General features: G+C 41.1%; 20 protein-coding genes. 14 read left to right on the forward strand and 6 right to left on the reverse strand.

Translation table 11 applies throughout. The features are described from left to right. Nucleotides 1–384: 384 nt before the first annotated feature. Nucleotides 385–831: a thioesterase family protein gene (locus RHM67_RS12220; RefSeq protein ID WP_322227028.1), complete on the reverse strand. Its 447-nt coding sequence runs from the start codon at nt 829–831 to the stop codon at nt 385–387. A gap of 136 nt (nt 832–967) precedes the next feature. Here RHM67_RS12220 and RHM67_RS12225 point away from each other — a divergent pair, with 136 nt between their 5' ends. After that, entirely contained in the window at nt 968–1,405 is a 438-nt protein-coding gene (locus tag RHM67_RS12225) for an Hsp20/alpha crystallin family protein (RefSeq protein WP_322227029.1), read from the forward strand. A 190-nt stretch (nt 1,406–1,595) separates the two neighbouring features. Here RHM67_RS12225 and RHM67_RS12230 read toward each other — a convergent pair whose 3' ends face one another. Both RHM67_RS12230 and RHM67_RS12235 read right to left on the reverse strand, forming a co-directional pair. Continuing rightward, nucleotides 1,596–2,042, reverse strand: coding sequence for a DUF1572 family protein (locus tag RHM67_RS12230; RefSeq protein ID WP_322227030.1), 447 nt, complete (start codon nt 2,040–2,042; stop codon nt 1,596–1,598). A 14-nt stretch (nt 2,043–2,056) separates the two neighbouring features. After that, nucleotides 2,057–2,548, reverse strand: a complete 492-nt coding sequence (locus RHM67_RS12235) for a YajQ family cyclic di-GMP-binding protein (RefSeq protein WP_252757116.1) — start codon at nt 2,546–2,548, stop codon at nt 2,057–2,059. A 159-nt stretch (nt 2,549–2,707) separates the two neighbouring features. On the opposite strand from RHM67_RS12235, the gene ppk1 reads away from it, so the two are divergent. From ppk1 to RHM67_RS12275, 8 genes are all read left to right on the forward strand, one after another. After that, complete coding sequence (ppk1, locus tag RHM67_RS12240; protein WP_322227031.1) at nt 2,708–4,759, forward strand: polyphosphate kinase 1; 2,052 nt, start codon at nt 2,708–2,710, stop codon at nt 4,757–4,759. Then, nucleotides 4,756–5,643 carry an exopolyphosphatase gene (locus tag RHM67_RS12245; protein ID WP_322227033.1) on the forward strand — a complete coding sequence of 296 codons (888 nt, stop codon included), beginning with the start codon at nt 4,756–4,758 and terminating at the stop codon, nt 5,641–5,643. The genes ppk1 and RHM67_RS12245 overlap by 4 nt, the downstream gene beginning before the upstream one ends. A 160-nt stretch (nt 5,644–5,803) precedes the next feature. Then, nucleotides 5,804–6,370, forward strand: coding sequence for a UbiX family flavin prenyltransferase (locus RHM67_RS12250; protein ID WP_322227034.1), 567 nt, complete (start codon nt 5,804–5,806; stop codon nt 6,368–6,370). Nucleotides 6,371–6,639: 269 nt separating this feature from the next. Further along, nucleotides 6,640–7,101 (forward strand): PH domain-containing protein, encoded by a 462-nt coding sequence (locus RHM67_RS12255; RefSeq protein ID WP_322227035.1) that lies wholly within the window; start codon nt 6,640–6,642, stop codon nt 7,099–7,101. Between the two features lie 239 nt (nt 7,102–7,340). Beyond that, a complete protein-coding gene (gene mtaB / locus RHM67_RS12260) occupies nt 7,341–8,660 on the forward strand; it encodes a tRNA (N(6)-L-threonylcarbamoyladenosine(37)-C(2))-methylthiotransferase MtaB (RefSeq protein WP_322227036.1) in 1,320 nt (439 codons plus the stop codon). Between the two features lie 33 nt (nt 8,661–8,693). Next, complete coding sequence (locus RHM67_RS12265; RefSeq protein ID WP_322227037.1) at nt 8,694–9,872, forward strand: prolipoprotein diacylglyceryl transferase; 1,179 nt, start codon at nt 8,694–8,696, stop codon at nt 9,870–9,872. A gap of 25 nt (nt 9,873–9,897) precedes the next feature. Beyond that, nucleotides 9,898–10,692 carry an inositol monophosphatase family protein gene (locus tag RHM67_RS12270; protein ID WP_322227038.1) on the forward strand — a complete coding sequence of 265 codons (795 nt, stop codon included), beginning with the start codon at nt 9,898–9,900 and terminating at the stop codon, nt 10,690–10,692. 18 nt (nt 10,693–10,710) lie between these two features. Next, a complete protein-coding gene (locus tag RHM67_RS12275) occupies nt 10,711–11,019 on the forward strand; it encodes a hypothetical protein (RefSeq protein ID WP_322227039.1) in 309 nt (102 codons plus the stop codon). 298 nt (nt 11,020–11,317) lie between these two features. Here the strand turns inward: RHM67_RS12275 and RHM67_RS12280 are convergent, their stop codons facing one another. Further along, on the reverse strand, nt 11,318–11,869 hold the full coding sequence (locus RHM67_RS12280) for a NifU family protein (RefSeq protein WP_322227040.1): 552 nt from the start codon (nt 11,867–11,869) through the stop codon (nt 11,318–11,320). 120 nt (nt 11,870–11,989) lie between these two features. Beyond that, nucleotides 11,990–13,336, reverse strand: a complete 1,347-nt coding sequence (purB, locus tag RHM67_RS12285) for an adenylosuccinate lyase (protein ID WP_322227041.1) — start codon at nt 13,334–13,336, stop codon at nt 11,990–11,992. A gap of 115 nt (nt 13,337–13,451) precedes the next feature. On the opposite strand from purB, the gene RHM67_RS12290 reads away from it, so the two are divergent. The 4 genes from RHM67_RS12290 (at nt 13,452) to RHM67_RS12305 (ending at nt 20,105) form a co-directional block, all read left to right on the forward strand. Continuing rightward, on the forward strand, nt 13,452–14,066 hold the full coding sequence (locus RHM67_RS12290) for a TetR/AcrR family transcriptional regulator (RefSeq protein ID WP_322227042.1): 615 nt from the start codon (nt 13,452–13,454) through the stop codon (nt 14,064–14,066). A 109-nt stretch (nt 14,067–14,175) separates the two neighbouring features. Further along, entirely contained in the window at nt 14,176–15,522 is a 1,347-nt protein-coding gene (locus tag RHM67_RS12295) for a TolC family protein (protein WP_322227043.1), read from the forward strand. A gap of 34 nt (nt 15,523–15,556) precedes the next feature. Continuing rightward, on the forward strand, nt 15,557–16,660 hold the full coding sequence (locus RHM67_RS12300) for an efflux RND transporter periplasmic adaptor subunit (RefSeq protein WP_322227044.1): 1,104 nt from the start codon (nt 15,557–15,559) through the stop codon (nt 16,658–16,660). Between the two features lie 25 nt (nt 16,661–16,685). Beyond that, the gene (locus tag RHM67_RS12305) at nt 16,686–20,105 is read left to right on the forward strand and encodes an efflux RND transporter permease subunit (RefSeq protein WP_322227045.1); all 3,420 of its coding nucleotides are present in this window, start codon (nt 16,686–16,688) and stop codon (nt 20,103–20,105) included. A 68-nt stretch (nt 20,106–20,173) separates the two neighbouring features. Here the strand turns inward: RHM67_RS12305 and RHM67_RS12310 are convergent, their stop codons facing one another. After that, nucleotides 20,174–20,710, reverse strand: coding sequence for a hypothetical protein (locus tag RHM67_RS12310; RefSeq protein WP_322227046.1), 537 nt, complete (start codon nt 20,708–20,710; stop codon nt 20,174–20,176). 135 nt (nt 20,711–20,845) lie between these two features. On the opposite strand from RHM67_RS12310, the gene RHM67_RS12315 reads away from it, so the two are divergent. Next, nucleotides 20,846–21,331, forward strand: coding sequence for a DUF4126 family protein (locus RHM67_RS12315; protein ID WP_322227047.1), 486 nt, complete (start codon nt 20,846–20,848; stop codon nt 21,329–21,331). Nucleotides 21,332–21,400 lie beyond the last annotated feature (69 nt).

A 21,400-nucleotide genomic window follows, 5' to 3' on the forward strand; every position in this document is an offset into this window, starting at 1 on the left:
CGGCTGGCAAAAAATAGCTACAGGCGTCTGTATCGCCGTATCAGACAACGGACTTGGCATAAATTACACATCCAAACAACCCAGAAAACCGGCGGCATTAAAGAGTAGTCGATAGGCATCATGCCATTAAAGAACGCATCCGGGCTATCAACCTTCAAAATAAAACAACTAAAGCTAAATTTGAAATCAATAGGGGAGAAGGCGGGAAAGGAACGGTAGTGGCGGTTTTTTTGCCGATGTTTGAGGCGGAAACGACGGTTGTATAGCCAGAAACATCATTGCGTTACGAAGCAATCTCTTTAGGACAATTATACACCTTGCATAATGGATTTACTTAAAGAGATTGCTTCAGCAATGAGGCGCGAAGAGAAGCTCCTCATTAAATCAATTTGTATTCAAAATTAACCTCGGTTCATCATAGTCTATCATATTCTTGCGGCCATCTTTATCAATGGCGGTAGATTTATTTGTATCATAATCATAACTAATACATACCGTTTTACAAGTGGTGCAGATCTCTTCGCCTTTATCGGTATGCTTGGTTAGTACATGCATTACATCAAAACTGCTGTTGCCTATGCGGGTAACGCGTACATAGCAATTAAGGGTATCATCAATAGTAACGGGCTTAAGGTAATGAATCTCCGAGCGGCCTACTACGATGCCGATCTCTTTTAAATTCCAACGGGCAACATCGCGCCAGTAGTTAAAACGAGCCACTTCAAAATAGGTGAGGTACACGGCATTGTTCACATGGCCGCGTGCGTCGATATCCGAAAAGCGGATGGCTATATCGGTTTTGTACTTGTAATCGGTAAGTTTTTCAGTCATTATAAGACATTTTGTCGGTAAAAAACGAAAATGCAAGACATTTTGTCTTGATATATTAGGTTTATACTATTGGTATAACAGTTGATTGATTGGTTACGAAGTTAATAAAAACAAAAACTTAAATATCTATAAGACCATGACATTAATAAAATTTAATAACGGACTTAAAAATAATGCACATCCATTCTTTAACGATGTTTTCGATTCTTTATTGAACGATTCATACATCGGCGACAAATTAGTTGCACGTGTGCCTGCGGTTAACATTGCCGAAAACGATAACGAGTTCCACATTGAATTAGCGGTGCCGGGCTTAAAGAAAGACGATTTTAAGATCAACCTGGATAAAAATATCCTGACCGTATCTGCCGAAAAGAAAACGGAAGCAAACGCCGAAGCTAAAAAATACAGCAAACGCGAGTATAGCTACAATTCATTCGAACGGTCGTTCACCTTGCCGGATTCTGTAGATCACTCAAAAATTGAAGCTGATTATGCCGATGGGATCTTAAAATTAACCGTAGCAAAAAGAGAAGAAGCTAAATTTCAAACCAGAGAGATAGCGATTAAATAAGTATTAGTATGTCGGATTAACTCCGTTGAGGGCTACGCCGTTTTCAATTTCGAATTTTAATTTAACAAATCCGAAATTGAACATTCGAAATTCGAAATTTCAAAGAGTGTTTTCATAAGTTGGTTTTAGTAAAAAGGCCGTTTCCTTTATTAGGAGCGGCCTTTTGTTGTGTATGTTCAGTTATTAAGTGCTAATTATCCAGCAACCGGCGATGGTAATTTACCTGTCCTAAATGATAGCTGAGGTGCATAGCCAGGTGCACAAAAAAGTATTCGTTAGTAATATCTTTTACTGTATTTTCAAATTTAGAAATCTCGTTCAATTGTTCTTTAGAGATCATATCGAAAGCTTTACCGATCATGGATACTGTTTTTCCTATTTTATCTACCAATTCCGCTCTCGGTATATTTTTTAGCGCGAATTCATCAGGACGGTTTCTTATATATCCGGTGTGCCCAAATTCAGCGCCGAAATAGGTATTAAGGTTACCAATCAAATGCAAGCAAAGGTTGCCTGCCGAATTCAATATCCCTTTTTCGATATACCAGAGTTTTTCCTCGTTTTGATAAGCCAGTATCTCCTGCTTTAACGTTCCAAGGTCGCGTATGATGAGGTTTTTCAGCGTATCTGTAATCATAAACCAGCCCGCTGTTAATTCCTCATATTAATATACTGTAGCGGCTGGCCAAAATCTTCGGTGCGGCACAGGGTGATAACAGCCTGCAGGTCGTCTATCTTTTTGGCGGTAACGCGCACCTGGTCGTCCATAATGGCTGCTTGTACTTTTAGGGCACTGTCTTTAATTTTTTTGACAACTTTCTTCGCAGCTTCTTTATCAAGCCCTTCTTTAATTTTGATCTCCTTGCGGATCATGTTGCCGGATGCGTATTGGTCTTTACCAAAATCAAGCGCTTTAGAGTCGAGGCCTTGCTTAACCATACGGCTTATGATAGCATCGGTGATGGCTTTAAGGCGCATATCATCTTCGGTAACAATGGTGATCTCGTTGGTTTTCTTATCCAGGTCGATGGTGCTTTTTGATCCGTTAAAATCGTATCGGTTAAGTATTTCTTTTTTGGCAACGTTAATGGCGTTATCTAAAGTTTGTCCGTCTATCTTGCTTACTATATCAAATGAAGGCATAATAATAGTTTTTTATAATTAATGCAAAGCTAAGGTAAGAAATGTATCTGCTGTATATATTGCCGCCGAATATTAAATTTAATATTGAAAACATGTTTATATACAAATAAGTTAATACTAACTTAACAAATAAATGAGCAGTTTTGTTGCTATCACAATATGGATACTAAGAACATTCCGTTAATTAACAGAGAAATAAGCTGGTTATACTTTAACGACAGGGTGCTGCAGGAAGCTGCCGACCCTACCGTGCCGCTTATTGAAAGGATAAAGTTCCTGGCCATATTTTCATCAAACCTGGATGAGTTTTACAGGGTACGAGTGGCTACGCTAACACGCCTGGCAAACCTCAACGAAAAAGCAAAGGAGATACTGGGTTACAACCCCAAAAAGATTCTCAGCCAGATAAAAACTACGGTTGTAAAGCAGGAAAAGAAATTCAACAACCTTTACGAGAACATCATTGTAAAGCAGCTTGCCGAAGAAAAGATCTTTATCCTGAACGATAAGCAGCTTAACGTAACCCGCGGCGAGTTCGTAAAAAGCTTTTTCAGGGACAGGTTGCTATCTACCCTTGTACCTATTATGCTGGATGACAGCCTGCCGCTACCCGAACTTCGCGACCGTGCTATCTACTTTTTTGTAAGGCTTACCAAAAATAAAAAATCGCGCTACGCGCTGATAGAGTTTCCAGACAACCTGTCGAGGTTTTTAGTACTGCCGGAAACTAATAACCTGAAGTTTATTATTCTTTTAGATGATATTATCCGCTATAGTTTAGAGGATATCTTCTTCATATTCGACCATGATTCGATAGAAGCTTACTCGCTGCAGCTAACCCGTGATGCAGAGCTTGACCTGGATAAGGAAGTAAGCGTAAAGTTTGTGGATGCGTTAAGCAAAAGCCTGCTTAAACGCCGTAAGGGCAAGCCGATGCGTTTATTGTATGATAGCGAAATGCCGCTGGATATGATAAGCTATTTGGTTAAAAAAATGAAACTGGATAAGGGCAGCCTTATCCCGGGAAACCGTTACCATAATTTTAAGAATTTTATCTCGTTCCCCAACGTTGGGCGGCCCGACCTGGAGTACAAGAAGAACATACCATTACCTGTCGCCGATCTTTCCTTCGGGAAAAGTTTGATGGGGCTGATCGCCAAGAAAGATTTCCTGATCAGCACGCCATACCAGTCGTTTGATTATATCATTCACTTTTTGCGCGAGGCCGCTATTGACCCAAAAGTAAAGGAGATCAGCATCACCGTTTATCGCCTTGCGGAAAACTCTAAAATAGTGCATGCGCTGATAAACGCCGCCAAAAACGGTAAAAAAGTAACCTGCTTGGTGGAGCTGCGCGCCCGTTTTGATGAGCAGAATAACATTTACTGGAGCAACAAACTGGAAGAGGAGGGCGTAAACGTACTTTACGGCATCGATGGTTACAAGGTACACTCTAAGATCTGCCTCGTAACCCGTATGGAAAAGGGTAAACCGTTCCATTACGCGTGTTTATCAACCGGTAATTTTAACGAGAAAACGGCCAGCATTTACGCCGACCATACCATACTTACTGCCGATAAAAAGATAACTACCGATTTGGTGGCCATATTTAAATCGTTAAGCAGGAATGTACTGCCTAAAGGGTTAAAAACACTGATTGTATCGCCAATAGATTCGCGTTCGGCCATTTACAAGCTGATAGATAACGAGGTAAAGTTTGCCAAAGCGGGTAAAAAGGCCTATATGATCTTCAAGATGAACAGCCTTGCCGATGAGCAGCTGATCAACAAGCTTTACCAGGCCAGTAACGCGGGAGTGAAGATAAAACTCATCGTGCGTGGGATGTGCTGCCTGATCCCGGGGGTAAAGGGTTATAGCGAGAACATCGAAGTAATTAGTATTGTAGATAAATACCTGGAGCATGCCCGTGTGCACATATACGGCAACGGCGGTAAGGAATTGATTTACCTTACCAGTGCCGATTTCATGACCCGTAACATCGATAACCGCGTAGAAGTTGGCTTCCCGGTGTTGGATGACGACCTGCGCCGCGAGGTGAGGGACATTATCAAGATCCAGCTGGAAGATAACACCAAGGCACGGGATATTACCGGCAGCGCCATTAACAGGTACCACAAAACAAAGTCGGAGGTATTAACCCGTGCACAGATAGATATTTACACCTACCTAAAAAATAAAAACACAAATTGAGATACGCCGCCATAGATGTTGGGTCTAACGCCGTCAGAATGCTGATTGCCGAGATCATCGAGAATAACGAATCGATATCCTTTAAAAAAATTACGCTCATCCGTGTGCCGGTAAGGCTTGGGGATGATGCCTTTTTGAACAAAGAAATTTCTGAGAAAAAGGCTATCGACCTCATCAAATCTATGCAGGCGTTCCGCAACCTGATGGATGTTTACAAGGTTGCCGATTATATGGCCTGTGCTACATCGGCCATGCGCGAGGCTTTAAACGGCCCTGAGGTTGTGGCGAGAATAAAAACCGAGGCTAATATCGATCTGCAAATTGTGCATGGCGAAAGCGAAGCCAAGATCATTTACAACAGCCACGCCGAGATCAACATCGACAAAAGTAAAAACTACCTGTACATTGATGTAGGTGGCGGTAGTACCGAACTTTCATTATTCAGCGAAGGGCAGATCATCGCCTCACAATCATTCAACCTGGGTACTATCCGCATCCTGGATAACCAGGACAAGGACGAAACCTGGACAGAAATGAAGGATTTTATCCGCGAGCATACCAAAGGGTTAAAGAATATTTACGGTATTGGTACAGGTGGTAATATTAACAAACTATACAAATTATCGCAGGAAAAAGATGGCGCGGCTTTAAGCTATTTAAAGCTGAGGGCGCTGTACAATTATTTGGATAGCTTCTCCCTTAAAGACCGTATAAACGTGCTGGGCTTAAACCACGACAGGGCAGACGTAATTATCCCCGCCTGCGAAATTTATTTAACCGTGCTAAAATGTGCCAATATCAAGAGCATTTATGTGCCAACGGTGGGTATGGTTGATGGAATTATACAAACTTTAATTGAAAAGAACTATACAACAGCGCGTTAAATTTATTTTAACAAATTATTTAATAATTAAGAAACTGTTGTTATATTTGTAATGCCCGCTCAAAGGGCATGTTTTTCATAGGTAGATGTAGGGTCGAGTACGAGTTATTCGACCCTTTTTTGTGCCTGTAACTTTTCTTCCGTTTATTTGTACCTATATCATGATCAAAAAGAAAATTATTGTCGCGGTTACCGGTGCAAGCGGATCCATTTACGCTAAGTTATTGCTTGATAAATTACAAGTATTGCAAAACCAGATAGAAGAGGTGGGAATTGTAATGAGCGACAACGCCAAACAAGTTTGGGAGTTTGAGCTGGACGACAAAGCGCACGGCAATTATCCGTTTACATATTACGCCAAAAACGATTTTATGGCGCCATTTGCATCAGGCTCGGCCAGGTTTGATACCATGGTGGTGGTGCCATGCTCTATGGGTACACTTGGCCGCATAGCGGCCGGTGTATCTGATGACCTGATCACCCGCGCTGCTGATGTGATCCTGAAAGAGCGCCGCAGGTTGATCCTGGTCGCAAGGGACACTCCGCTCAACCTCATCCACATACGCAACATGCAAACCGTTACCGAAGCCGGCGGTATCATTTGCCCCGCCATACCATCATACTACAGCAAACCCAAAACCATCGAAGAATTGGCTATGACAGTAGTAAACCGTGTGATTGACCTGATTGGGTTGGAAAATGAGAGTTATAGGTGGGAGGGGATATAATACAGGGATTAAGCGGATTTTAAGGATTAAAAGATTGCCTGTCATGGTGAGCCTGTCGAACCATTTACCGGGCACAAATGTCTTTAAAGTTCAGACTTACAAAAACACCAATGCCATTTTCCGTCATCTGAATTATACGCACTGCATTAGCCAGTTAATACTTTTTTTGTCTATTAATTAGGCCCTCAAAACAGTCAAAAAAAAAATTCAATTTCACTTGATAATTTAAATAAAACTAAATATTTTAGCACAAATTTAAACCTTATTATATGAGTTTCATTGAGAAAAACTTAAGCAACAACGAACTTGTTCTTTACAAAGCTAAATTACATTGGATAATTTATCTCCGCGGCGTATTTTGGGCGGTTTTAGGATTGTTGATTGGTAGCGCTTCATATGCCGCCTGTGGCTTATTGTTTATAGTTGGTGTCATTAGCTTTATAATGGCCATTATAACAGATCAATCGTCAGAATTTGTGGTGACTAATAAACGCGTAATTCTAAAAACCGGATTAATAAAAAGGAAATTTTGCGAAATCCAGCTTAACAAATCAGAAGGCCTTCAAATCGAAGAAGGTATGTTAGGCAGAGTTTTGAGTTTCGGAAAAGTAAGAATAACGTCTGGAGGTGTAGTTGAAGTTTTTTCACCCATTGCCAAACCTTTTGACTTTAAAAAACAAATTAACAATGCAATCGAGGGTTCTTTCAATATTAATCCTGTTAATGTTTAACTAAAATGATTTTTAGTTAGCTCACCGTTGTTACAGCGGTGAGCTTTTACTTTATATCGTAATCCTGAACTTGTTTCAGGATCCCACAGCACAGGCTGACCACTTAGCATGTGAGATGCCGAAACAAGTTCGGCATTACGCTTGGGTGCTGTTCTCACCCAATTTTACACTCCCGTTAATAACCAATCTCTAACCACTAATCAACTAATCTCTAAAAATCTTATCTTTGCGGCTTACAAATGAATAAGAAAGTAGCTTTTTATACACTTGGCTGTAAGCTTAATTACTCGGAGACCTCCTCAATTGGTCGCCTGTTTAATAACGCCGGTTTTGATACGGTCGATTTTACAGACACGCCGGACGTATATGTGGTAAACACCTGTTCGGTAACAGATAATGCCGATAAAAAGTGTAAAAAGATAGTGAAAGAGGCCCTCAGGATCAATCCAAACGCCTTTGTTACCATTGTAGGATGCTATGCGCAGCTTAAGCCAAAGGAGATCGCTGAGATTCCTGGTGTTGATATGGTTTTAGGCGCTGCCGAGAAATTCCAACTGGTAGATCACATTACCGATCTCACCAAAAAACCAAAAACAGTTATCTTAAACCAGCCCGTTAGTCACGCTAACGAGTTTGTGCCCTCATATTCCTTTGGCGACCGTACCCGCACATTTTTAAAAGTGCAGGATGGCTGCGATTACTCCTGTACCTTTTGCACCATACCGCTTGCACGCGGCAGCAGCAGGAGCGATACCATTGAAAACGTTATTGCGCAGGCAAAAGACATCGCTGCATCGGGCGTAAAAGAAATTGTATTAACAGGGGTAAACCTTGGCGATTTCGGTATCCGCGATGGTAAACGCGAAGACCGATTCTTAGACCTTATTATGGCGCTTGACGGGGTTGAAGGCATCGAACGTATCAGAATATCATCTATTGAACCAAACCTACTTAACGACCAGGTAATAGCCTTTGTGGCTACCTCAAAAAGGTTTGTCCCGCATTTCCATATCCCGCTGCAATCGGGGTCAGATAAAATTTTGGGGCTGATGCGCCGCAGGTATAAAAGAGAACTGTACGCCAATCGCGTAGCAAAAATAAAACAGCTGATGCCCAATTGCTGCATTGGCGTGGATGTTATTGTAGGCTTCCCCGGCGAAACCCGCGAGGATTTTGTAGATACATACAATTTCCTGAATAATCTTGATGTTTCTTACCTGCATGTGTTCACCTATTCGGAACGGGAGAATACCCCGGCAGCCGAAATGAGTGGGGTAGTGCCCGGCAGTACCCGTGCAGATAGGAGCAAGATGCTACACATCCTTTCCGATAAAAAACGCCGTGCCTTTTACGAAAGCCAGATAGGCAAAACCTACGAGGTATTATTTGAGGCCGATTTAAAAGATGGCATTATGCACGGTTTTACCCGCAATTACGTTAAAGTAAAAACCAAGTACGACCCTATACTGGTTAACGAATTACGCACCGTTCAATTAACAGCAATTTCACCGGATGGTGATGTTGAAATAACAGAAAGCGAAGAAATATTAGTGCATTAACTATTATATTCGCAACAAACTTAACATTTACCAATGTTTCCAAATCTCTATTACCTTATCCAATATTTTACCGGTGCCAATATTGAATTTTTTAAGATCATTCAAACTTTTGGCTTTTTTGTGGCGATAGCTTTTATGGCCGCATACTGGGCGTTTACACAGGAGTTTAAGCGCAGAGAGAAACTTGGGTACATTCACCCGTTCGAAAAAAACATCACCATTGGCGCACAAATTTCATTGGTTGAGTTACTGAGCAACGGCCTGTTTGGTTTTGTGCTTTTCTACAAATTGGTATATGCAGCAATGCATTTTGCCGAACTTACCGATAATACCCAAACGGTACTATTATCAACCAATGGCAACTGGCCTGCGGGTATTTTAGGTGCCATTATCTTCGCTTACTGGGCTTATTACGAAAACAAAAAACAGGTTTTACCAAAACCCGAGCAGCGCCGTGTAACCGTGCATACGCACGAATTAATGGGCACAATATTATTGTGGGCGGCCGTTTTTGGCTTTGCCGGTGCCAAACTATTTAATGCATTAGAGAACTGGGGCGATTTTATGCGCGACCCGGTAGGCATGCTTATAGGCTTTAGCGGACTTACCTTTTACGGTGGTTTAATTTGTGGTGGCGCGGCAGTGCTTTACATTGCTCATAAGCATAAAATTAAGCCATTAACCATGCTGGATATTGGCGGGCCGGGTATTATGCTTGCTTATGGGGTTGGCCGCGTTGGCTGCCAGATGAGCGGCGACGGCGACTGGGGCATCCCAAACCTAAACCCAAAACCAGGTATCATTAGCTGGGTGCCCGATTGGATGTGGAGCTTCAAATTCCCGCATAATGTGGACATGAGTGACCGTGACAACATCATCCCTAACTGCGTTGGTAAATTTTGTAACGAATTAAAATTACCTGTATACCCCACGTCTTTTTATGAGTCGGTGATTTGTATCCTGTTATTCCTGGTATTATGGCAATTGCGCCATAAATTTAAAGCGCCGGGCATTTTGTTCGGCACCTACATGATCATGGCGGGTGTAGAACGTTTCTGCATCGAGTTGATCCGTGTAAATACCAAATACAATGTTGCAGGTATCTCTTTCACACAAGCCGAAATGATCTCGGTGATCATGGTATTGGGTGGCGCGGCATTGGTTTACTTTGGCAACGCGCGTTATAAAAAAACAGGCGCTACAAACGCTTAATTAATCTTCTTAAAGCTTACAGCTAATGCAGTTAAACCAGATAATAGGGCAGGTAGTTGATGTTTCTAAAGAAGCCGGCCAGTTTATCCGCCAGGAGCGTAAAACCTTTAATGCCGATAAAATAGAATACAAAGGCCTTAACGACCTGGTATCCTACGTTGACAAAACCGCCGAGCGGAAGATAGTAGCCGGCCTGGAAATGATACTGCCCGAAGCAGGCTTTATTACCGAAGAAAAAACAAGCACCAAAATAGGGGAGCGTTACAACTGGATCATCGATCCGCTGGATGGCACTACCAACTTTATTCACGGCCTGCCAACTTACTCGGTAAGTATTGCCCTACAGGATGGCGAAGACCTGGTTTTAGGCGTAGTTTACGAAGTGAACCAGGACGAATGCTTTTATGCCCATAAAGATGCACCTGCCTACCTGAACGGCGCTGAAATAACGGTGAGCAATAAACCCACCATTGCCGATAGCTTGATAGCAACCGGTTTCCCATATTACGATTTTAGCTACCAGGAACGCTATATTAAACTGTTTACCGAACTGATGCGCAACTGCCATGGCCTGCGCCGCATTGGCTCTGCCGCCGTCGATCTGGCGTATACTGCCGCGGGGCGTTTCGAGGCCTTTTACGAGTACAATTTAAATCCCTGGGATATTGCCGCGGGTATCGTAATTGTACAACAAGCCGGGGGCGAAATAAGGAATTTCAAGGGCGGTTTAGAGGTGCTAAAAACCCGCGAATTGCTCGCCACAAATGGCAAAATAACCGCGGAAATGCTAGAGTATATTGAGAAGTATTTTAATGTTTAGGATATTTAACATCTTATCATGGAAAACAATAAAAAGCTGATTAAATATATTTTAATAGGAAGTTCATTCTTATTAATAGCGATGGCGCTAAATAAATGGGCTGATTTTAAACAGCGTAATTATGAATTCAAAGGTGTAATTGAAAAGATTAGTTTTAATGAAAAGAAAACACCTACAATAACTGTAAATCATTCTGAATATGCCTTAGGCTCCGGTTGGAGATTTAATGAAAAATTGGGTGTCGGCGATTCAATATTAAAAGCAAAAAACTCATTAATCTACACGTTAATCAAGAAAAAAACCGGCGAAATCGTGTTGTCTGAATAGTATTTCTATTCTCGCTGTGTTGCCCTAAAACAAGTGTCCCATTCCGTCCCATTCAGAAACGAGTGGGACACCCATTATAAAATATATAAGTACTTTATTTAAAATTAGTTAAGTTAACTATTACAAAGTATTACTTTAGTTAAAATTGAATTTTAATTAATTGCAATACATTGATAAATAGTTAGTTATGCCAATCTTGTAATTGTGTAATATTTAGTGGGACACCTGAGTTTTAGGCACAAAAAAACCGGCCCAAATTGCTTCGGGCCGGCGTAATATCTAATCGATGAAATCGAAGTTAAAGGGCTTCAGAAACTACCTCTGTAACTTCGGGGACCATACGTTTAAGTAAGTTCTCGATACCTGATTTTAGGGTTACTGTTGAAGACGGGCAACCACTGCATGAACCGCGAAGCTCAACAGTAACCACACCTGCATTAAACGAGCGGTAGCTGATAGCACCGCCATCCTGCTCAACAGCCGGTCGAACGTAATCATTCAAGATCTGCTGGATCTTTATTTCTGTCTCGGTACCTTCAAAAGCAACGTCAGTTTCCTGCTCCACTTCCTGTAATTTAAGTTCAGATTCTACAGCACCTTTAACAAACTCTTTCAATATCGGCTGGATATCATCCCAGTCGCTGCCTTCGGTTTTAGTAACCGTTACAAAGTTGCTGGCGAAGAACACGCCGTTAACAAAGCTGAATTTGTATAATTCCTTTGCAAATGGCGATTTTTCGGCACTTTCCCTTGTGGCATAATCCACGCTTCCGTTAATAAGCAACTTGTTTACAATAAACTTCATTGTTGCCGGGTTAGGAGTGGCCTCAGTATATACGCTGATATTCATGGATGTCAAAATTTTATTATAGTTAACAAATGTAATCAGGTTTTTGGTTGTTTAGCCCTGATATCTTTAGTTTTACCCCACACTGACAGTGCGAATGATGTGGAGATATGCACATCTGCCTTAAATCCCCGTATAATTTTGCGGTGTTATCGCTTTTATTTCATTTTTAACACTATCGTTCACCTGCAATCCATCTACAAACTCCGCGATGGTTTGGGCGTTAACCTGCGTATTGGTGCGTGTAAGCTCTTTTAACGCCTCGTAAGGGTTTGGATATGCTTCGCGACGTAAAATGGTTTGGATAGCCTCTGCAACTACCGCCCAATTAGCCTCAAGGCTTGCGTTGATAGCAGCCTCGTTAAGTAACAATTTATTCAAGCCTTTAACGGTTGATTTTATAGCGATCAGCGTATGTGCTATCGGTACGCCAATGTTACGGAGAACGGTAGAATCGGTTAAATCGCGTTGTAAGCGTGAGATAGGTAATTTAGCGGCCAGGTGCTCAAATAAAGCGTTTGCTATACCCAGATTACCTTCGCTGTTCTCAAAATCAATCGGGTTTACCTTATGCGGCATAGCCGATGAACCAATCTCGCCCGCCTTGATCTTCTGCTTAAAAAAGTTCATAGATATGTAGGTCCACATATCACGGTCAAGGTCTATCAGGATGTTATTGATACGTTTCAAGGCATCGCACTGGGCTGCAAAATTATCGTAATGCTCTATCTGGGTAGTGAATTGAGAACGTTTAAGTCCTAATATATTATCTACAAATTGATTTCCGAATGCTTTCCAGTCAATTTGCGGGTAAGCAACATGGTGCGCGTTAAAGTTACCGGTAGCGCCACCAAATTTAGCAGAATAAGGCACAGTTTTGAGCAATGCCAATTGATTTTGCAAGCGCTCTACAAATACGCTGATCTCTTTACCCAAACGGGTGGGAGATGCCGGTTGCCCGTGGGTATGTGCCAACATTGGGATAGCATCCCATTCTGTAGCAAAGTTTTTTAACTGCTCAACAAGCTTAGTTATCTCGGGATAGTAAACTTCGGTTAAAGCAAGTTTAAAAGTAAGGGGTATAGCAGTATTATTAATATCCTGGCTGGTTAAACCAAAGTGGATGAACTCTTTATAATCTTCTAATCCGCCTAAAGCGTCAAATTGCTTTTTGATGAAATATTCAACCGCCTTAACATCGTGATTGGTGGTTTTTTCAATCTCTTTAATACTTGCGGCATCAGCCTCGGTAAAATTTCTATAGATATCGCGTAACTTTTCTGTCGCATTTTTATCAAAAGTACTTAGCTGGGGCAGTGGGTATTCGCAAAGTGCTATAAAATATTCTATCTCTACATATACCCGGTATTTAATAAGGGCATATTCAGAAAAGTAAGCAGCTAATGGCGCTGTTGTATTACGGTAACGACCGTCGATAGGGGAAATGGCAGTTAGGGAATTTAATTCCATTGAAAGATTTTTTTTGCAAAGATAGACAATTGTGGAAAACGAGTGATTGTCAGGGCGAAGTAATTTAAGACGGAAACTTTTAAATCTAAAAATGTTTCCTTAGTTTTGACCAATAATGTCAAACAGTCAAATAGATAGAATAATTACAGGCGCTGAGGAGCTGTTTTTAACAGCCGGTATCAAAAGCGTTACGATGGATGATATTGCCAAACATTTGGGCATGTCAAAAAAAACCATCTATCATTTTTTTAGCGATAAAAACGAATTGGTGACCGCGCTGGTAGATAAAAAGTTGAAACAGGATGAATGCCAGATAGTAGATATCATCAACATGTCGTCGAACGTAATGGAAGAGATGATCAACATGATGAAATGTTCTGAAGAGATTTTTGGGCGGATCAATCCTATTGTGATACATGATATGCAAAAATATCACCCGGATGCCTGGGGGTTATTTCAATCGTTTAAAGCGGATGTGATCACAAAAACGTTGGAAGATCTACTTACAAAGGGCATTACTCAAGGTTTCATCAGGCCCGAGGTTGATGTGAAGATATTGGCCAAAATGAGGGTTAACCAAGTGGAAATGGGCTTTAATACCCATATTTTTCCGGTTGCACAATTCAACACCTGGAAAGTGCAATACCAACTTTTAGAACATTTTAACTATGGCATATGCACCATTAAAGGGCACGAGCTACTTAATCAATACAAAAACATATATACCTAACAATTAAATTAAGCAATCGCTACTGACATACTGCTGTCAATGGAAACAGTTGCTTTGCATATAACTATACCTGGAAACAAAAAAATAATCTATCATATATCACTCACAAATGAAACGAATACTCACCCTACTAATCTGTGTAACGGGGGCCTTACCAGGGTTCGCGCAAATGCAGACACCCCCGCAAACCTATAGCTTTTCGGTACAGGAAGCTGTAGACTACGCTATTGCCCATAAAGACTCGGTTGTAAACGCCGGGCTTGATGTAAAAAGCGCCGATTACCGTATTAAAGAAATCATCGGCCAGGGTTTTCCACAGATTGATGGTACCGCTTCTTTTCAGGATTACTTAAAGATACCCACCACATTGTTACCCGGCGAATTTTTTGGAGCCCCGGCCGGTACCTTTATTCCTGTAAAGTTTGGTGTTAAATATCAATCTAACCTGGGCGTAAATGTTAGCCAGCTCTTATTTGACCCAAGTTATATTATTGGCTTACAAGGGCGCAAAACTTACAAAGAATTATATAGCCGCGGTTATACCAGTTCAAAAATTGATGTTACTACAAAGGTTACTAAAGCTTATTACCAGGTATTGGTAAGCAACGAGCAAATTAAATTATTAGATGCTAATATAGCGCAGCTAAAACAACAGGTTGACCAAACAACTGCCCAAAATAAGCAAGGGTTTGTTGAAAAGATTGATGTTGACCGTATTGCTGTACAATACAATAACCTTATTACCAATCGCGAAAATACATTACGCCTGCTGGCACTTAACTATCAATTGTTGAAATTCCAGATAGGTATGCCAATTGAAAATGGCCTTACCTTAAAAAATGGTTTAAATGCTATTAAGCTCGACGAAAATATTGTTGAAACTGTTGCAGATACCGCAGCATATAAAAACAGGATAGAGTACAAGTTTTTTGAAACGAATCTTAAACTTACCGAATTTGATCTGAAACGTACCAAAGCCCAATTTTTGCCAACGTTAAAAGCTAACGCCGCATATACGGCATCTTATCAAAATAATAACTTTAAAGACCTGTACAGCACCAGTTTCCCGTCAAGCTATATAGGCCTTACTTTAAACGTACCAATTTTTAGCGGTGGCCAGCGCACAAACAGGGTAAGGCAATCAGAAATCACACTTTTAAAAGGTAAAAATAGCTTAGCCGGATTGCGTAATGGATTAAACCTGCAAGCAGCACAGGCTAAAATAATTTACATGAACAGTTTACAATCTTTAAATAACCAAAAACGAAACCAGGAATTGGCAAGGGATGTTTTAAGAGTTTCGAAGATTAAGTACCAGCAGGGGGTTGGCTCAAGCATAGAGGTAACACAGGCTCAAACCGCCCTTGAAAATGCCGATAACTCATTTGTACAAAGCCTTTACGATGCCTTAGTAAGTAGGGTAGATCTTGACAGGGCCTACGGAAATATTCAATAAAACAAACTTAAACTACACATATATAATCACTCAAATGAAAAAGTTAATATACATACCCGCATTGTTGTTACTGGCAGCATGCTCAAGCAAACCAAAAGATAAAAAAGCCGAGCTGGCCGACCTGCAAAAACAGCAGCAGGACATTAACGCTAAAATAACCAAGCTGCAAAGCGAGGTTGGTACCGGCGATTCTACAAAGGCCGTTGAAGTAAGCGTTGCCGAAGTAAAAAGCGGGGCATTTACAAACTACGTACAAATACAGGGTAAAATTGATGCGCAGAATAACGTTACCGCGTATCCGCAATCGGCAGGTACTATTACCAATATTTATGTAAAACCCGGCCAGCATGTAAACAAAGGCCAGGTACTTGTTCAGTTAGATAATAGCGTATTGCAACAAAACATTGCACAATCACAAGCGCAGGTAGAGCTGAACCAGCAGTTGTATAGCCGCCAAAAAAATCTTTGGGATCAAAAAATTGGTACCGAGGTGCAATTCTTACAAGCGAAAACTAACCTGCAGGCAAGTAAAAAAGCTTTATCGGGTTTACGCCAGCAGGCAAATTTATACCGCATTGTATCGCCAATAAATGGCACTATTGACCAAATGGACCTTAAATTGGGCCAGGTTACCCAACCGGGTACAAATGGAATCCGTATTGTTAACGCCGATGTTTTGAAAGTGAAAGCTGACGTACCTGAAAGCTATGCAGGTAGTGTAGGCACAGGTAACGAAGTTTTGATTTTAGTACCTGATGCTAAAGACTCGTTAAAAACCAAGGTAACATTTGCAGCCAAAGCTATCGACCCAACATCACGTAGTTTCGCGGTAGAGATCAAATTGCCGGCCCGTAAAACGCTTCGCCCAAATATGACAGCTATTATCAAGATAGCCGATTACTCGAAAGCTAATACTATTTCTATCCCTGTTAAAGCGGTACAACGCTCAGAGAATGGTGATTATGTATATGTTAACGAGAATGGAATAGCTAAACGTAAAACTGTTAAAGTTGGCGTAACCTACGGCGGCCAGTCAGAAATATTATCGGGCTTAAAAGCAGGTGAGCAGTTAGTTACAGAGGGTGCTGCTGATATTGAAGATGGCGATAAAATAAAGGTTTTACAGCCTGCTAATTAATTAATAACCTTGATCTATTACATATATGAAAGATCTTAAAAAAGAATTTGGCCCCTCAAGCTGGGCCATCGATAATAAAACCGCCATATACGTGCTCATATTTTTGATCACAGTATTAGGGCTTATAAGCTACAACAGCTTACCAAAAGAGAATTTCCCTGATATTGCGCAATCTAAAGTGTTTGTTACAACAGCCTGGGGTGGCCAATCCGCGCAAAACGTAGAAAATTTAGTAACCAGGCAACTCGAAAAACAATTAAAATCGTTAAAGGGGTTAAAGAAGGTTACTTCAAACTCAGTGCAAAATGTATCTATTATTACGGCGGAGTTCCAGGCTAATATAAAAATTAAGGATGCTAAAATAGACGTAAAAGATGCTGTTGATAAAGCCAAACAAGATTTGCCGCAGGGCGATGTCAACTTAAAAGAATCGGTAATATCCGACATTAACGTTGCCGATCTTCCGATCCTGTATATCAACATCTCTGGTGATTATGATCTTAAGAAACTAAAGGAATATGCCGATCTGTTAAAAGATGAAATAGAAGGATACAAAGAAATTTCGAAAGTTGATGAGGTTGGTGCTTTGACACCCGAAATTCAGATAAATGTAGACTTGAATAAGATGACAGCCGCGCAATTGTCATTCAGGGATATTACCGATGCTATTGGTAACGAAAACATTTTATCATCTGCAGGTACTATTAAAACGGACGGTATTCGCAGGAGCATTGATATTAAACAGGATTTTAAAAATGCTGACGAAGTATCTGCAATGGTTATTCGTAACCCAAAAGGCCAGGCAGTTTACTTAAGAGATATCGCGGAAATTAAAGACGCGTTTTTAGAGCAGGAAAGTTACGCGCGTTTAAAGACGCCTAACAGCAATGTGTTTAAAAATGTAATTACACTAAACGTTAGTAAAAGGGCCGGTGAAAACCTTATTGAGGCATCAGACAAGATAAACGAGCTGATAAAGGTTAAACAAAAAACAGTTTTCCCTAAAGGTTTAAATATTACTGTAACGGGAGATCAGTCTGATAAAACCCGAACAACCCTTAATGACCTGATCAATACCATCATAATTGGTTTTATACTGGTAACGGTTATCCTGATGTTTTTCATGGGGACTACCAACGCCATATTTGTGGCGCTATCGGTACCGTTATCATGTTTTATCGCCTTCCTGATAATGCCTGCAATAGGCTTTACACTTAATATGATCGTGCTCTTCTCGTTCTTGTTAGCATTAGGTATTGTGGTGGATGATGCCATTGTGGTAATAGAAAACACGCACCGTATTTTCGCTAACGGAAAAGTACCTATTAAAGAGGCTGCTAAAATAGCTGCGGGTGAGGTATTCCTGCCAGTATTTTCCGGTACCATGACAACCCTTGCGCCATTTGTGCCATTGGCTTTCTGGAACAGTTTGATAGGGCACTTTATGTTCTTCCTGCCTATCACGCTAATTATAACATTATTGGCCTCATTGGTTGTAGCGTATATCATGAACCCGGTATTTGCGGTTGATTTTATGAAACCCCATGTAGAAGGAGAGCACGATAATCCAAAACTTGATAAACCTACCAAACGTGCTTTGATTTACCTGGCCGGTGCAACTGTAATTGGCTACCTTATCAATTTTGGTATTGGTAATTTTATGGCGCTAATTATTGTGTTGTACCTGATAAACCACTTTTTCCTGCTAAAGGTGATAGACAAGTTCCAGTCAAACATTTGGCCACGTTTCCAAAATTGGTATGCCAGATTATTAGAAAAAGCTGTAAAACGGCCGGGTATTATGCTATTTGGCACGTTTATATTATTTGCTATTGCAATTGTATTAACAGCCACAATAGGTAAAACGCCCGAGTTTTTCCCGGCCGGCGATCCAAACTTTGCATACGTATACATCACTATGCCTATTGGTACAGACCAAGCTACTACAAACGAAGTAACCAAACAGCTTGAAAAACGCGTTGCTAAGGTGGTAGAAGGCGATAAAAACGTTGTATCGTCAATTATATCAAACGTTACCAAAGGCGTAACAGACCCAACCGATGAAGACCAGGGCGATTACCAGAACAAGGGTAAGATCACGGTTGCTTTTGTTGAGTTTGGTAAACGCGAGGGTAAGGATACTAAAGAGATCTTGAAGAAGATCCGCAGTTCGGTACAAGGTGTACCAGGCGCCAAAATATCTGTAGCACAAGAAAACAGCGGGCCGCCGGTTCAAAAAGATATCAGTATCGAGTTGATAGGTGATAACCTGGATTCGTTAGTGAAAACAAGTAATCGTTTAAAAGCTTACTTGGCAAAACAAAACATTGCCGGTATTGAGAACCTTGTTGCCGATGTGCAGAATGACAAACCGGAAATTGTGTTTGATGTAAACCGCGAGCGTGCAAACCGCGAGGGTATAAACAGCGGGCAAATAACCGACGCATTATTCACTTCGATATTTGGTAAAAAGGCGGGCGATTACCGTAACACTAAAGAGGATGATTACAAAATAATGGTTAGGGCCAACGAGCAGCAACGTGGTAATATTGATGAGTTGCGAAACTTAAAGATCACTTATCGCGATTTAGCTACCGGTGGTGCAATACGCCAGGTGCCTATATCAGCCTTTACAGATGTTAGGTATACTAATACCTATAGTAACATTAAGCGTAAACAACAACGGAGGGTATTAACCCTGGGTTCGAGTGTTATAAAACCATATAACGCCAATGATGTAAACGCCAGTATTTTGAAAGCGATAGGCAATTTCAAAAAATCTGACGATATTATAATCCGACAGGGTGGTGGTCAGGAAGATCAGAAGGAGGCAGTAACATTTCTCGTAGGTGCAATGGCAACATCATTCGGTTTGATCCTAATTATCCTGATGATCCAGTTTAACTCAGTAGGTAAAACGTTCATCATTATTAGCGAGATCCTGTTCAGTATTATTGGTGTATTACTGGGCACGGCAATATTTGGTATGACCATGGCCATCGTAATGACAGGTGTAGGGATCATAGCCCTTGCGGGTGTAGTGGTGCGAAACGGTATATTACTGGTAGAATTTACCGATATGCTGATAGAACAGGGCGCTAACCTGCACGATGCAGTTGTAGAAGCAGGCCATACACGTATGACGCCTGTATTATTAACCGCGACAGCAGCTATACTTGGTTTGATACCATTGGCTGTAGGTTTCAATATCGATTTTGTGGGTCTGTTTACGCATGGTAAACCACACATTCACTTTGGTGGTGACAACGTAGCCTTCTGGGGCCCGTTAGCATGGACAATGATCTTCGGCCTTGGTTTTGCAACTGTAATTACCCTGATCCTGGTTCCATGTATGTACATCATTCGTGTAAACATGAAAAACTACTTCTTTGGTAATAAAAAAGATAAAGTTGAAAAACCAAAAATGGAAATAACCGAAGCATAATTCAAAACATCAATAAATGCAAAGGGCCGTATAGTTTAACTATGCGGCCCTTTTGTTATATACGTTTATTACTTTAAACAGTATTTAAGGCCTTTTAAGGAAGCTAATATTTTCCTTACTTTTCGTTCACGCCTGCTGCCGGCGTCAAGTGCGTCATAAACCAGTCCGGCGGTTATAGCATATACGCCATGGTGTAAAACATCAATAGCTATTTCCTGTGGTTTTTGTTCGTTAATTGGTTTGGCGGCATTGTGCTTAGGCAGCATAATCAAAGCCGTCCCCCATACCGCACCAAAGTGTACCAATGTAGCAGGCAGGCCTTTTAAACCTGTTAAACCAATTATACCGCGGGCAACTCCCCAGGCAGTGCCGTAACTCCAGTGCAGTTCCTGCGATAATTTTTGCTCGTCTTCCTTAGTTGCCGGTTTAATGCCTGCTGTGTCTTCAGCTACTTTAACAGTTGCATTGCTGGGTTCGCGTTTGGTGATTTTCATTTCTATCATCTGTGATAGCGTCATGGCGGCGGTAGCGGCAATACCGGCCAGCAGGCCTTTACCTATGGCGGCACCTAATGCGCCCAATGAATTATCTTCGTGTAGTTTCATGTTTAGTTAGTTTTGTTAAGATTATTAACAACCTTTTTTAATTATTGATTCGCATTTTTTAACTTAAACTACACTTAATGGGTGATTTATATTTAGGAATGGTTATTGCACATCTATCATAAAAATAAATAAACTATGGACCTTAAACATATAAGGGCATTTGGCCAGGCAGCAGCACTTGGTGTACTTGCAGGCATGCGTACCTTTGCGGCACCTGTTGTGCTCAGTCATGTATATAGCCGGCATCCCTCAAAATATTTAAAAAAAACGCCCTATGCTTTTATGCAGAATATTACTACATCAAAAGTTTTTAAGGTTTTGGGGGCAGGGGAGTTGGTAGGCGATAAAATGCCATTTGCGCCTAAACGCACAGCAGCGGGTGGATTAATAGGCCGTATTGCGTCAGGGGCATTATGTGGAGCAATTGTTTTTAAAGCTAATCACAGGCAGCCTTTTATTGGCGCAATAATAGGCGGAGCAGCAGCAATTGGCTCGGCATTTGGCTGTATGTTTTTACGCTTAAGCCTTGGCAAACGCACAGGGATACCAGATACGGCAATTGGTGCTTTAGAGGATGCAATTGTAATAAGCGCGGGTATAGCCCTGGCAAAACAACTATAACAATTTCATGTAAATTTCATCTTTTTTAATGATTGTGCTGTTTTGGCTGGCAATTTGATATTTTTGTTA

This window comes from Mucilaginibacter sp. 5C4, assembly GCF_034345625.1.
Classification (GTDB): domain Bacteria; phylum Bacteroidota; class Bacteroidia; order Sphingobacteriales; family Sphingobacteriaceae; genus Mucilaginibacter; species Mucilaginibacter aurantiaciroseus.

Coding starts and splice junctions, on each gene's coding strand:
- RHM67_RS12265 (WP_322227037.1), top strand. CDS start 8,694: ATGTTTCCAAATCTCTATTACCTTATCCAATATTTTACCGGTGCCAAT.
- RHM67_RS12255 (WP_322227035.1), top strand. CDS start 6,640: ATGAGTTTCATTGAGAAAAACTTAAGCAACAACGAACTTGTTCTTTAC.
- purB (WP_322227041.1), bottom strand. CDS start 13,336: ATGGAATTAAATTCCCTAACTGCCATTTCCCCTATCGACGGTCGTTAC.
- RHM67_RS12250 (WP_322227034.1), top strand. CDS start 5,804: ATGATCAAAAAGAAAATTATTGTCGCGGTTACCGGTGCAAGCGGATCC.
- RHM67_RS12315 (WP_322227047.1), top strand. CDS start 20,846: ATGGACCTTAAACATATAAGGGCATTTGGCCAGGCAGCAGCACTTGGT.
- RHM67_RS12300 (WP_322227044.1), top strand. CDS start 15,557: ATGAAAAAGTTAATATACATACCCGCATTGTTGTTACTGGCAGCATGC.
- RHM67_RS12290 (WP_322227042.1), top strand. CDS start 13,452: ATGTCAAACAGTCAAATAGATAGAATAATTACAGGCGCTGAGGAGCTG.
- RHM67_RS12235 (WP_252757116.1), bottom strand. CDS start 2,548: ATGCCTTCATTTGATATAGTAAGCAAGATAGACGGACAAACTTTAGAT.
- RHM67_RS12295 (WP_322227043.1), top strand. CDS start 14,176: ATGAAACGAATACTCACCCTACTAATCTGTGTAACGGGGGCCTTACCA.
- mtaB (WP_322227036.1), top strand. CDS start 7,341: ATGAATAAGAAAGTAGCTTTTTATACACTTGGCTGTAAGCTTAATTAC.
- RHM67_RS12310 (WP_322227046.1), bottom strand. CDS start 20,710: ATGAAACTACACGAAGATAATTCATTGGGCGCATTAGGTGCCGCCATA.
- RHM67_RS12280 (WP_322227040.1), bottom strand. CDS start 11,869: ATGAATATCAGCGTATATACTGAGGCCACTCCTAACCCGGCAACAATG.
- RHM67_RS12225 (WP_322227029.1), top strand. CDS start 968: ATGACATTAATAAAATTTAATAACGGACTTAAAAATAATGCACATCCA.
- RHM67_RS12305 (WP_322227045.1), top strand. CDS start 16,686: ATGAAAGATCTTAAAAAAGAATTTGGCCCCTCAAGCTGGGCCATCGAT.
- RHM67_RS12270 (WP_322227038.1), top strand. CDS start 9,898: ATGCAGTTAAACCAGATAATAGGGCAGGTAGTTGATGTTTCTAAAGAA.
- RHM67_RS12275 (WP_322227039.1), top strand. CDS start 10,711: ATGGAAAACAATAAAAAGCTGATTAAATATATTTTAATAGGAAGTTCA.
- RHM67_RS12220 (WP_322227028.1), bottom strand. CDS start 831: ATGACTGAAAAACTTACCGATTACAAGTACAAAACCGATATAGCCATC.
- ppk1 (WP_322227031.1), top strand. CDS start 2,708: ATGGATACTAAGAACATTCCGTTAATTAACAGAGAAATAAGCTGGTTA.
- RHM67_RS12230 (WP_322227030.1), bottom strand. CDS start 2,042: ATGATTACAGATACGCTGAAAAACCTCATCATACGCGACCTTGGAACG.